The organism is Bradyrhizobium sp. WSM1417, from assembly GCF_000515415.1.
Taxonomy (GTDB): domain Bacteria; phylum Pseudomonadota; class Alphaproteobacteria; order Rhizobiales; family Xanthobacteraceae; genus Bradyrhizobium.
This window is the reverse complement of the sequence record NZ_KI911783.1, coordinates 1,148,688-1,160,619: the sequence shown is the minus strand read 5'-3', so window position 1 is coordinate 1,160,619 and position 11,932 is coordinate 1,148,688. Positions and strand designations below refer to the sequence as shown.

Sequence of the window (11,932 nt, the reverse complement as noted above, 5' to 3'; positions counted from 1 at the left end):
CTGAGGCCCGGCTTTGAGCGGGTTGGTACGAGGCGAGATGCAGCTTTCCGGACATGGGGTCATTTGCGTGCGGGGCGGCCGCGAGGTGTTTGCCGGGCTCGAATTCAGGGCCGTCTCCGGCGAAGCCGTGGCGGTCGTCGGCCGCAACGGATCGGGCAAGACCTCGCTGCTGCGGCTGATCGCGGGCCTGCTCATTCCAGCGGGCGGCACGATCGTGCTGGACGGAGGCGATTCCGAGCTGACATTGCCGGAGCAATGCCACTATCTCGGCCATCGCGACGCCCTGAAGCCGGCCCTGAGCGTGGCGGAGAATCTGACATTCTGGGCCGATTTTCTCGGCGGCGAGCGTTTCGACGCCGGCGAGAGCCTCGCCACGGTCGGGCTCGACCATGCCGCCGATCTGCCCGCCGCCTTCCTGTCCGCCGGCCAGCGCCGCCGGCTCTCGCTGGCCCGCCTGCTGACCGTGCGCCGACCGGTCTGGCTGCTGGACGAGCCGACCACCGCGCTGGATGTCGCGGGACAGGACATGTTTTCCGGATTGATGCGCGAGCACCTCGGCCGCGGCGGCCTGATCGTCGCCGCCACCCACGCCCCGCTCGGAATCGATTCGCGGGAGCTGCGGATCGGGGGTGTGGTGTGATTCCGATGGACCCTCAGTTTTCCAAGCGGCCGAACTCCGCCCTCTCCGTTCCCTCCCCCCTTGTGGGGGAGGGTCAGGGAGGGGGGTGCCGCACAGCCTGCTCTCTCGGTTTCGGCGTTCGGCAGGCGAGCACTTTGTTGCTGGCGCCACGGACCCGACCACCATCTCTCCCGGGGCTACCCCTCTCCCCCACCCTCCCCCACAAGGGGGGAGGGAGCGCAGTTTGCCCCAGGCACGAGCCGGGCTCTTATGGCCGCCTCGCCGCGGAAAGAGTCACGCCATGACCGCCCTGTCCGCCCTCATTCGCCGGGACATCCGGATCGCGCTCCGCGTCGGCGGCGGGGCGTTGATTGGCGTGCTGTTCTTTCTGACCGTGGTGGTGCTGATGCCGTTTGCGGTGGGGCCGGATCTGGCGCTGCTGTCGCGGCTCGGGCCGGCGATCCTGTGGCTGGGGGCGCTGCTGGCGAGCCTGCTCACCCTGGACCGGCTGTTCATGGCCGACCACGAGGACGGCTCGCTCGACCTGATCACGATGAGCCGGACGCCGCTGGAACTCGCCTGCGCGGCGAAGGCGCTGGCGCATTGGCTGGCCGCCGGCCTGCCGCTGATCGTCGCAACCCCCGTGCTCGGCCTGCTGCTCAACCTCGACATGGTCGCAACCGGCGCGGTGGCGCTGACGCTGCTCGCCGGCACCCCGGCGCTGACATTTACCGGGATGATCGGTGCGGCGCTGGCGGTGACGTTGCATCGTGGCGGCTTGCTGATGGCCGTCCTGGTGCTGCCGCTGTCGATCCCGGTGCTGATCTTCGGCGTCGCGGCCTCGCAGGCGGTGATCGTCGGCCCGATGACGTTCGGCGCGCCGTTCTCGATCCTGTGCGCGCTGTCGCTGGTCAGCCTCGTGATCGGCCCCTTCGCGGCCGCGGCGAGCCTGAAGCATGGACTGGATTGAGCGGGACTGGCTGACCTTGACCCCGATCAACTTTCGCTGCGGACTTTCGTGCTGATTGCGTGAGCGCTTACCTGTGATTATCAGGATACCATGACGCTGATCGACCTCGCCAACCCCACACGGTTCCTCGCGCTGACGGCGCGGCTGTTGCCATGGCTTGCGGCTGCGACAATCATCCTGCTCGCGATCGGGCTCTATCAGTCCGCCACCGCGCCCGACGACTATCAGCAGGGCGCGACCGTGAAGATCATGTTCATCCACGTGCCCAATGCCTGGCTGTCGATGTTCGTGTGGGGCGTGATGAGCATCGCCTCGCTGGGCACGCTGGTGTGGCGGCATCCGCTCGCCGACGTCGCCGCCAAAGCGGCAGCCCCGATCGGCGCCGCCTTCACCTTCCTCGCGCTGCTGACGGGCTCGCTGTGGGGCCGGCCGATGTGGGGCACCTATTGGGAATGGGACGCGCGGCTGACCTCGGTGCTGATCCTGTTCCTGATGTATCTCGGCCTGATGGCGCTGTGGCGCGCGGTCGACGATCCCTCCCGCGCGGCGCGCGCCGCCGCCGTGCTGACGCTGGTCGGCGCGCTCAACCTGCCGATCATCAAGTTCTCGGTCGACTGGTGGAACACGCTGCACCAGCCGGCGTCAGTGATGCGGATGGGCGGCTCGTCGCTCGACAAATCCTTTTTGATTCCGTTGCTGGTGATGGCGATCGCGTTCACCCTGCTGTTCGTCACGCTGCATCTGGCTGCGATGCGCAACGAGATTTTGCGTCGGCGCGTGCGGTCCCTGCAGATGATACAGGCGAGTCGTGTGGCGTTTTCAGAAGTCGGCACCGGCGCGCGCGAAGGCAGCACGTCAAAAGAAGCTGGGGCTGCATGATCATGTCGCTCGGTCCCTACGCATCTTTCATCGTGACATCCTATGCCGCGGCCGCCCTTGTGGTCGTGATCCTGATCGGCTGGATCGTGCTCGATTATCGTAGCCAGACACAGCGCCTGCGCGAGCTCGAGCGCAGCGGCGTGACCCGCCGCTCCGGCCGTAGCTCGACCGATCAGCCATGAGAGACCAATCATGAGCGAGCAATCGACGTCCGCTCCGCCGCAGCGCCGTACCTTCCTGATGGTGCTGCCGCTGATTGCGTTCATCGGCCTGGCGCTGCTGTTCTGGTTCCGGCTCGGCAGCGGCGATCCCTCGCGAATTCCGTCCGCGCTGATCGGACGGCCCGTGCCGCAAACCACGCTGCCGCCGCTCGAGGGATTGCAGGCTGACAACGCCCAGATCCCCAGCCTCGATCCCGTCGCGTTCAAGGGCAAGGTCAGCCTCGTCAATGTCTGGGCGTCCTGGTGCGTGCCGTGCCACGACGAGGCGCCGCTGCTGACCGAATTGGCAAAAGACAAACGCTTCCAGCTCGTCGGCATCAACTACAAGGATGCCGCCGACAACGCGCGGCGCTTCCTGGGGCGCTACGGCAACCCGTTCGGCCGCGTCGGCGTCGATGCCAACGGCCGCGCCTCGATCGAATGGGGCGTCTATGGCGTGCCGGAGACTTTTGTCGTCGGTCGCGAAGGCACCATCGTCTACAAGCTGGTGGGACCGATCACGCCGGACAATCTGCGGACGGTGTTGCTGCCGCAGATGGAGAAGGCGTTGAAGGCGGCGGGGAGCTGATCGCCCTCGTTAATGCGATCGGACAAGCCAGTCACAAACACCGCTGTCATGCCCCGGCTTGACCGGGGCATCCAGTACGCCGCGGCCTCTCGGCTCAATCACGACCGCCTCTGGAATACTGGGCGGATTCAATGGGTCGTCGCAACACTTCAGCAAGGGAGGTTGCGATGAGGCACGGTGTTCGAGCGGGTCGAGCTCAAAAGGCCCTACGAGAGGGTTATAAGCCTTTCTGGTCTGCAATTGCCTCGGGGCGGTCAAGCGAGGATGCTGCGGTGGAGGCCGGGGTATCTCCTGCGGTCGGAGTCCGCTGGTTCCGGAGGGCGGGCGGTATGCCGCCGACACATTTATCGCAATCGTCAAAACCTGCATCGGGGCGTTACCTCTCGTTCGCTGAGCGCGAGGAGATCGCCATTTTGCGCGCGCAGGGTCATGGGGTGCGAGCGATCGCTCGTCAACTCGATCGCCCTCCATGCACGATCTCTCGTGAGCTCCGGCGCAATGTGGCGCGGCGCCACGGCGCTCCAGAGTACCGAGCGACCACGGCACAATGGCACGCTGATCGGTCCGCCCGACGGTCCAAGCTGGCGAAGTTGGCAATCAATCCGGCCCTGAGGGATTATGTGCAGGGCAGGCTTGCCGGTATGATCGCCAAACCGGACGGAGAGCTCCTCGCCGGCCCGAACGTCGTGTGGAAGGGACGCCGGGCTGTGCATCGGCAACACCGCCGCTGGGCGAGGGCATGGAGCCCGGAACAGATTTCTCGGCGACTTCGGTTGGATTTTCCCCAGGATGAGACGATGCGCATCAGTCACGAAGCGATCTATCAGGCGCTTTATGTGCAGGGTCGAGGGGCTTTGCATCGCGAACTGACGGCCTGTTTGCGCACCGGGCGGGCCTTGCGGATGCCGAGAGTACGCGCCCGTAGGGGCAGAAGCTTCATTTCTTCTGAGGTCATGATCAGTCAACGTCCGGCGGAGGTCGCCGATCGAGCTGTGCCGGGCCACTGGGAAGGTGACCTCATTATCGGGCTTGGAAATTCTGCGATCGGCACCTTGGTGGAGCGCTCGACCCGCTTTACCATTCTGCTGCATCTGCCGCGCATGACGGGCCAGGAGCAGGAAACTCGCGTGAAGAATGGACCTGCACTCGCCGGGCACGGCGCTGAGGCAGTGCGCGACGCCATTACCCGGGCAATCGTCACCATGCCCGAGCAACTGCGTCGGTCGCTGACCTGGGATCAGGGAGCTGAGCTGGCTCAGCATGCGCGTCTGAGGATCGACGCTGGCGTGCAGGTCTATTTCTGCGACCCTCACAGCCCTTGGCAGCGCGGGACCAACGAGAACACGAATGGGTTGCTGCGCCAGTACTTCCCAAAAGGGACCGATCTCAGCATGCACAATGCTGGTGACCTCGAGGCCGTGGCTCACGCACTCAATACCAGGCCCAGGAAAACCCTTGGCTGGAAAACACCGGCGGAAACTCTCGACCAATTGCTACGAGTGCGCGATACACAGCGTGTTGCGACGAACGGTTGATTCCGCCCTGGATCGCCCGGTCAAGCCGGGCGATGACCGTTGAGTGTGTGGCCACAACCAGCAATGACGAACTGGGAAAGCTCTACCCCTTCCTCACATCGCCCGCCTCGGCCTCGCTCGCTTCCAGCGACGCCGGCTCGAGGTGATAGCGCTTGGTCAGCGGCATCTGGGCGATGGCGAAGATCATGGTGATCGGCGTGACGCCGAACACCTTGAAGTTCACCCAGAAGTCCGTGCTCTGGGTGCGCCAGACGATCTCGTTCAAGACCGCCATGCCGGCGAAGAACAGCGCCCAGCGTAGCGTGAGGATGCGCCAGCCCTGCGGCGTCAGATTGAACATCTGGTCGAACATCACGGCGATGAAGGAGCGGCCGAACAACAGGCCGCCGCCGAGGATCGCGGCGAACAAAGCGTAGATGATGGTCGGCTTGAGCTTGATGAAGGTCTCGTCATGCAGCACCAGCGTCAATGTGCCGAACACCAGCACGATGACGCCTGTCACGATTGCCATAATCGGGATGTGGCGCGTCACCACATAGGAGGCGATCATCGCCGCCACGATCGCGACCATGAAGGCGCCGGTCGCGGCGAACAGATTGAACTTCGCATTGACGAAGAAGAACACGAGCAGCGGGCCAAGCTCGGTGGCAAGCTTGAACAGCGGATGCGGCTGGGTCTTGTCCATTCTTCAGCTTTCGATTCCGGCAATCGCGCGAGCGAAATCGCGCGCGGTGAACGGCGCGAGATCGTCGACGCCTTCGCCGACGCCGATGAAATGCACCGGCAGTTTGAATTTTTCCGCGAGCGCCACCAGAATGCCGCCGCGGGCGGTGCCGTCGAGCTTCGTCATCACGAGGCCCGTGACCCCGGCGGTGCGATGGAAGGCTTCGACCTGCGACAGCGCGTTCTGGCCGACAGTGGCGTCCAGCACAAGCAGCACCGCATGCGGCGCAGTCGCGTCCACCTTGCGGATGACGCGCACGACCTTTTCGAGCTCGTTCATCAGCTCGGCCTTGTTCTGAAGCCGCCCGGCGGTGTCGATCAGGAGCACGTCGGTGGCCTGCTCCTTCGCCGCCGTCAGCGCGTTGAAGGCAAGGCTCGCTGAATCGGAGCCCTGCGCACCTGATATGACGGGCGTCCTGGTGCGTTCGCCCCAGACCTTAAGCTGTTCGATCGCTGCTGCGCGAAACGTGTCGCCGGCCGCCAGCATCACCTTGCGGCCTTCGGACGCGAATTTTTGCGAGAGTTTCCCGATGGTGGTGGTCTTGCCGGAGCCGTTGACGCCGACCACGAGGATGACGAACGGCTTCTTGCCGGCGTCGATCTCGAGCGGCTTCGCCACCGCCGCCAGCACCTTCTCGACCTCGGTCGCGACCACGTCCTTGACCTCGTCCGCCGAGATCGCCTTGTCGTAGCGTCCCGTGCCGACCGCATCCGCGATCCGCACCGCGACCGAGGTGCCCAGGTCGGCGCGCAGCAGCACGTCCTCGATGTCGTCGAGCATGGCGCGGTCGAGCTTGCGCTTGGTGACGAGGTCCGCGACCGCGGTCCCGAGCGAGGACGAGGTGCGTTTCAGCCCGTCGGAGAGGCGGCGCCACCAGCTCAGCTTGGGGGTCTCGGGGGTGGTATCGTTCATGGTGGCGGTGTGTTAGCCGTTCCGGCTCGCAAACGAAAGTCTTGACCGAAAGTCCTGCAATTGCTCGATGTTCCCGAATTGACCGCCGAGGAAATCTTAGGCCGCGTGCTCCATCGCGACGGATTGATGCTGGTCATCGACAAACCGGCCGGCCTGCCGGTGCATCGCGGACCCAAGGGCGGCGCGAACCTCGAAACCTCCTTCGACGCGCTCCGTTTCGGCCTGCCGCGGCCGCCGGTGCTGGCCCACCGGCTGGACAAGGACACCTCGGGTTGCCTCGTGCTCGGCCGCCATCGCAAGGCGACGGCCTCGCTTGGCCTGCTGTTCAAGCATGGCAAGATCGGCAAGACCTACTGGACCATCGTCGAGGGCGGCCCCACAGAGGACGAAGGCACCATCGACATGCCCCTCGGGCGACTGAACGCCGAACGCGGCTGGTGGCAGAAGCCCGATCCCGAGGGCCAGAAGGCCATCACCAACTGGAAGGTGATGGGCCGGGGCGACGGCCTGACCTGGCTCGCCATGGAACCGGTGACCGGGCGGACCCATCAATTGCGGGTGCATTCGTCCGCGACCGGCTGGCCGATCTTCGGCGATAACATCTACGGCAACGGTCCGCGCTTCGGCGAGCCGAAGTTGCACCTGCATTCCCGCGAGATCGTGGTACCGATCTCCCGCAACAAGGAGCCGGTCCGCGTGGTGGCGCCTGCCCCGCCCCACATGCACGAGCGGCTTCGCGCCTGCGGGTGGAACGGGGAGTAGTGGCGCTGTCGTTTACCTCTCCCGCTTGCGGGAGAGGTCGTCGCGCGAAGCGCGGCGGGTGAGGGCTCTCTCCTCTTGGGGGTTTCTCGTTAGAGGAAGCACCCTCTCCCCGACCCTCCCCCGCAAGCGGGGGAGGGAGCGCAGTACCTGCGCGGCGAAATCGAGATGCAGCTCCAAGCCACCAGCTTCCCCTATAGTTTACGAAACGTTCAGTGCTCGTCGCTAATGATAGCGGTTGCTTAGAACAAGCTTCCGTCAATCTGCTCAGGACGAGCTGCGCGTCATGTCCACGGCCGAATTATCGATCATCGACGAGGTCGAGTCCGCGCTTCGGACAGGCTCCGCGGAAAAGGGCCTGGCAACCGCCCGCCGTGTCACCGACCTGTTCCTGTCATCCGCCGGCAGTTTCGATGACGAGCAGATCGCACTGTTCGACGACGTGCTCGATCGCCTGATCGGCACCATCGAGCTCCGCGCCATCGCCGACATGGGCGCGCGCGTAGCGCTCGCCGAGATCAGCGCGCAGCTCGCGCCGATCGCGCAGGCGCCGCCATCGGTCATTCGCCGGCTCGCCAACAATGACGAAATCCGCATCGCTGGTCCCGTGCTGCAGGAATCCGCGCGCCTCGACGACGGCGCGCTGGTCCAGATCGCCTCCAGCAAGGGCGAGCCGCATCTGCTCGCGGTCGCCGGGCGCTGGTGGCTGAAAGAGATCGTCACCGATGCATTGCTGGCTCGGCGCTATCCCAGCGTCAGCCGCCGGCTCGCCGCCAATCCCGGCGCGCGCGTGTCCGGAAACGGATTTGCCGTCATCGTCGGACAGGCGGAGGCCGATCCCGAGCTCGCGGTCAGCGTCGGCGTCCGCGTCGATTTGCCGTCGGACCTGCGCCGTCACTTGCTGCGCTCGGCGAGCGAGGCCGTGCGGACCCGGCTGTTGTCGCGCGCTCCGCCGCATCTGTTCGAGGAGATCCAGAGCGCGATCGCCGCCGTCACCGTCGGTGTCGAGCGCGAGATGTCGGGGGTCCGCGATTTCGAAGGCGCCAAGCGCGCTGTCGCAGGCCTGAAGGCGACCGGCCAGCTCAGCGAAGCGACGCTGCTCGGCTTCGCAACGCAGCGGCGTTATGAAGAAGCGGTGGCCGCATTGGCCGCATTGTCGGGATCGACCGTCGAAGTGATTCGCCCGTTGATGCAAAGCCTGCGCGAGGACGGCCTGCTGGTGCCGTGCAAGGCGGCGCAACTCAGCTGGGAAACCACCGCCGCCGTGCTTCAGAGCCGCTTTGCGACCGGCACAATGAAGCCGGCCGATATCGCAAGGGCTCAAAGCCATTACGCGCGCATGACCCCGGAGAATGCGCGGCGGACGCTGCGGTTCTGGCAGGTGCGGGCGTCTTAAAGGCTGTTTGGGGCGCGCTGCTTCTCCACCTTCGGTGTCGTCCCGGCGAAGGCCGGGACCCATAACCACAGGGAGAAGTTTGGCCGACGACGGCCCGTTACTCTGCTTGGTTGGGACAAGCACCGCGCATCACCGATAGATCACGCGGTATGGGTCCCGGCCTTCGCCGGGACGACACTGGAGATGCAGCGCGTCGCGCCTCATTGCAATCGATTATGTCGTCAGCCGCGCGCCATCACGACCGGCGATCCGCAGCGGCACGACGCTGCCGATACGCTCACTTGCGATCGCCACCGGCAGATAATGCTCCGTCCGTCCCTGACCGTCGCTCTCGATCAGCACCTCACGCGTGGCGCCCATCTCGGCTTGCAGCCGCTGCAGAAGCGCGGCCTCACCGACCGAGCGCAGCCGCTTCGCCCGCTGCTTGATTGCAACGCCCGCGACCTGCGGCATCCGCGCGGCCGGCGTGCCGGGACGCGGCGAATAGGGGAAGACGTGGAGGAACGTCAGGCCGCATTGCTCGACCAGATCGAGCGAGCGCGAGAACATCTCCTCTGTCTCGGTCGGAAAGCCCGCGATGATGTCGGCCCCCAGCGCGATATCCGGGCGCAGCCGGCGGACCTGATCGCAGAACGCGATGGCGTCGCCGCGCGTATGCCGCCGCTTCATGCGCTTCAAGATCATGTCGTCGCCGGACTGCAGCGACAGGTGCAGATGCGGCATCAGCCGCGAATCCTCAGCAATGGCATCCAACAGATCGCTGTCCGCCTCGATCGAATCGATCGAGGAGATGCGCAGGCGCCTCAGCTCCGGCACATGCCGCAAGATCTGCTTCGTCAGCAGGCCGAGTTTCGGCGCGCCCGGCAAGTCGGTGCCGTAACTGGTGAGGTCGACGCCGGTCAGCACGATCTCGGCATGGCCGCGCTCGGCCAATGCCCGCACCTGATCGACCACCGCGCCCATCGGCACCGAGCGCGAATTGCCGCGCCCGAACGGAATGATGCAGAAAGTGCAGCGATGGTCGCAGCCGTTCTGCACCTGCACGAACACGCGTGGCAGGCCGCTCGCAAAGCCGTCGATGAGATGCGGCGCCATCTCCTTCACCGCCATGATGTCGCTGACGGCGGTTTTTTCGCTCGCACCGAGATCGAACGCCGCACGCGCCTCGCGCCATGCGGACGACCGCATCTTGTCGTCATTGCCGACGACGCGATCGACCTCGGCCATCTCGGCGAACATGCCGCTTTGCGTCTGCGCCGCGCAACCGGTGACGACGATGCGCGCACCCGGCCGCTCGCGCTTCAATTTGCGGATTGACTGGCGCGCCTGCGCCACCGCTTCGTTGGTGACGGCGCAGCTATTGATGACGATGGTATCTGAAAGGCCCGCGCCTTCCGCCTCGCGGCGGATCACCTCGGCCTCGAACGTGTTGAGGCGACAGCCGAAGGTGACGATATCGACGCCCATCAGCCGACCGGCGCGAACAGCGCCGGATCGAAACGGCCCTCATATTCAAAGGTCGCCGTGCCCGTCATCAGCACGTGATCGTCGCGCTCGCGCCATTCGATCCCGAGCTTGCCGCCGGGCAGCGTGATCTCGACATTGCGCCCGGCGCGTTTCAGCCGCGCCGCCGCGACCGCCGTGGCACATGCGGCCGAGCCGCAGGCCCTGGTCAGGCCGGCGCCGCGTTCCCAGGTGCGGATCGTGATGTGCTGGGGATCGACGATATGGGCGAGCGTGATGTTGGCGCGCTCGGGGAAGATCGGGTGGTTTTCCAGCAGCGGACCAAAACGCTCGAGGTCGTAGGCATTGACGTCATCGACCCAGAAGATCGCATGCGGATTGCCCATGCTGACCACCGAGGGCGAATGCAGGATCGGATTGTCGATCGGACCGATCTGCAATTCGATGTAGCGGGTGTCGCGGAATTCCTGGTCGAGCGGAATGTCCTGCCAGCCGAACTTTGGCGCGCCCATGTCCACCGTATAAAGATCCGGCGCCGGACCCTGCCAGGCATTGAGCAGGCCCGCGGCCGTCTCGAACGTTGCATTGGTCTGGCCGGTCTTCTCGAAGACGCGGCGCACCACGCAGCGCATGCCGTTGCCGCAGGCGCCGGCCTCGGAGCCGTCACAGTTGTAGATGCTGATGAAGGCCTCGGTGCCGGCGAAGCGCGGCTTCTGCAGCACCATGAGCTGGTCGTAGGGCACGCCGCCTCGGGCCGATGCCACTGCGCGGGCATCGTCCGGGGTGATCTTTGAGGTGGAATCGCGCATGTCGACAACGACGATCTCGTTGCCGATGCCGTTCATCTTGGCAAATGCGTGGTTGGCCAACGCGCTCATGAAAATTCCCGAATTTCGCCTGCCTTATATGGCGATCCTTGGCCCTCTTGGCCAGTGATTTGCCGACAAGAGCCAGGAGGCTGCCATGACGCATCTGTCATGGGACGAATTCGGCGCTCGCGTGTTAGAACGGCGAAATTCGCGCGATCCGGGACATGCGGCCGGGTTAAGGCCTCGGGGACGCAAGGCCTTGGCGGATAAGCTATTGGGGAGAATAAAAATGTTCAGGTTTCGTCGTCTCGCTTTGGCCGCGCTGATTCCGGCAGCGGCCTTGTCGTTTGGTCTGTCGGCCACGCTGGCCCAAACGCCGAGCCCGGCGCCGGCCGCATCAGCGAGCCCCTCGCCGGCCCCGTCGGCTTCGCCCTCCCCGGCCGCGAGCGCTGCACCCGCGGCCACGCCCTCGCCGGCGGCCAGCGCCTCCCCAAGCCCCTCAATGTCGCCTGCAACCTCCCCTGCAACCTCGCCTTCGCCCGCAGCCAGCGCCTCACCCAGCCCGGCCACTCCGCCCCCGGCTGCGGCCGCGACGCCGGCTCCCGTGCAGACGGCCGATCCCTTCGGCCAGGAGACCACGCTCGAGCCCAAGAAGGTCGTGATGGTCAAGGGCACTGCCAATTGGGACTCGGCCTTCGACACGCTGATCGACGCCTTCAAGGCGCTGAACACGCTGCTGGACAAGCAGGGCATCAAGCACGCCGGCAATTCGATGATCGTCTACACCTCGACCGACGATACCGGCTTCACCTTCCTAGCCGAGATCCCGGTCGAGCAGGACCCGAAGAACCTGCCCAAGGACATGAGCGTCGGCAAATCGCCGGAGGGCAAGGCGCTGAAATTCGTCCATCGCGGCTCCTACGACAACATGGACAACACCTATGAGGCGATCACCAATCACCTCGACGACAAGAAGCTGGAAGCCAAGGACACCTTCATCGAGGAGTACCTCACCGATCCCCTGAAGACGGCGGAGGACAAGCTCGTGATCAATGTATTCGTGCCGCTGAAGTGAG

At 65.4% G+C, this 11,932-nt stretch carries 13 protein-coding genes; 9 read left to right on the top strand and 4 right to left on the bottom strand.

Features of this window, described 5'->3' with window-relative positions; genetic code table 11:
• The first annotated feature begins 37 nt into the window (after positions 1-37).
• The 6 genes from ccmA to BRA1417_RS0105660 all read left to right on the top strand — a co-directional run bounded on the left by ccmA (position 38) and on the right by BRA1417_RS0105660 (position 4,792).
• Complete coding sequence (gene ccmA / locus BRA1417_RS0105685) at positions 38-640, top strand: heme ABC exporter ATP-binding protein CcmA (protein WP_027514990.1); 603 nt, start codon at positions 38-40, stop codon at positions 638-640.
• Between the two features lie 280 nt (positions 641-920).
• On the top strand, positions 921-1,589 hold the full coding sequence (gene ccmB, locus BRA1417_RS0105680) for a heme exporter protein CcmB (protein ID WP_007598845.1): 669 nt from the start codon (positions 921-923) through the stop codon (positions 1,587-1,589).
• Positions 1,590-1,679: 90 nt separating this feature from the next.
• A complete protein-coding gene (locus BRA1417_RS0105675) occupies positions 1,680-2,468 on the top strand; it encodes a heme ABC transporter permease (RefSeq protein ID WP_027514989.1) in 789 nt (262 codons plus the stop codon).
• Positions 2,465-2,650 (top strand): heme exporter protein CcmD, encoded by a 186-nt coding sequence (ccmD, locus tag BRA1417_RS0105670; protein WP_027514988.1) that lies wholly within the window; start codon positions 2,465-2,467, stop codon positions 2,648-2,650. The genes BRA1417_RS0105675 and ccmD overlap by 4 nt, the downstream gene beginning before the upstream one ends.
• A gap of 10 nt (positions 2,651-2,660) precedes the next feature.
• Positions 2,661-3,257 (top strand): DsbE family thiol:disulfide interchange protein, encoded by a 597-nt coding sequence (locus BRA1417_RS0105665; RefSeq protein WP_027514987.1) that lies wholly within the window; start codon positions 2,661-2,663, stop codon positions 3,255-3,257.
• Positions 3,258-3,586: 329 nt separating this feature from the next.
• Positions 3,587-4,792, top strand: a complete 1,206-nt coding sequence (locus BRA1417_RS0105660; RefSeq protein ID WP_027514986.1) for an IS30 family transposase — start codon at positions 3,587-3,589, stop codon at positions 4,790-4,792.
• A gap of 82 nt (positions 4,793-4,874) precedes the next feature.
• Here BRA1417_RS0105660 and BRA1417_RS0105655 read toward each other — a convergent pair whose 3' ends face one another.
• Positions 4,875-5,477 carry a septation protein A gene (locus BRA1417_RS0105655; protein WP_007598838.1) on the bottom strand — a complete coding sequence of 201 codons (603 nt, stop codon included), beginning with the start codon at positions 5,475-5,477 and terminating at the stop codon, positions 4,875-4,877.
• Between the two features lie 3 nt (positions 5,478-5,480).
• Positions 5,481-6,428 carry a signal recognition particle-docking protein FtsY gene (gene ftsY, locus BRA1417_RS0105650; RefSeq protein WP_027514985.1) on the bottom strand — a complete coding sequence of 316 codons (948 nt, stop codon included), beginning with the start codon at positions 6,426-6,428 and terminating at the stop codon, positions 5,481-5,483.
• Between the two features lie 60 nt (positions 6,429-6,488).
• Here ftsY and BRA1417_RS0105645 point away from each other — a divergent pair, with 60 nt between their 5' ends.
• Positions 6,489-7,190: an RluA family pseudouridine synthase gene (locus tag BRA1417_RS0105645; protein ID WP_007598835.1), complete on the top strand. Its 702-nt coding sequence runs from the start codon at positions 6,489-6,491 to the stop codon at positions 7,188-7,190.
• A 283-nt stretch (positions 7,191-7,473) separates the two neighbouring features.
• A complete protein-coding gene (locus tag BRA1417_RS0105635; protein WP_027514984.1) occupies positions 7,474-8,583 on the top strand; it encodes a DUF2336 domain-containing protein in 1,110 nt (369 codons plus the stop codon).
• A 213-nt stretch (positions 8,584-8,796) separates the two neighbouring features.
• On the opposite strand, the gene mtaB is transcribed toward BRA1417_RS0105635, so the two are convergent.
• Positions 8,797-10,050 carry a tRNA (N(6)-L-threonylcarbamoyladenosine(37)-C(2))-methylthiotransferase MtaB gene (mtaB, locus tag BRA1417_RS0105630; protein WP_027514983.1) on the bottom strand — a complete coding sequence of 418 codons (1,254 nt, stop codon included), beginning with the start codon at positions 10,048-10,050 and terminating at the stop codon, positions 8,797-8,799.
• Positions 10,050-10,925: a diaminopimelate epimerase gene (gene dapF / locus BRA1417_RS0105625; protein WP_027514982.1), complete on the bottom strand. Its 876-nt coding sequence runs from the start codon at positions 10,923-10,925 to the stop codon at positions 10,050-10,052. Before dapF ends, mtaB begins: the two co-directional genes overlap by 1 nt.
• Positions 10,926-11,145: 220 nt before the next feature.
• Here dapF and BRA1417_RS42160 point away from each other — a divergent pair, with 220 nt between their 5' ends.
• Positions 11,146-11,931: a GyrI-like domain-containing protein gene (locus tag BRA1417_RS42160; protein WP_027514981.1), complete on the top strand. Its 786-nt coding sequence runs from the start codon at positions 11,146-11,148 to the stop codon at positions 11,929-11,931.
• Position 11,932 lies beyond the last annotated feature (1 nt).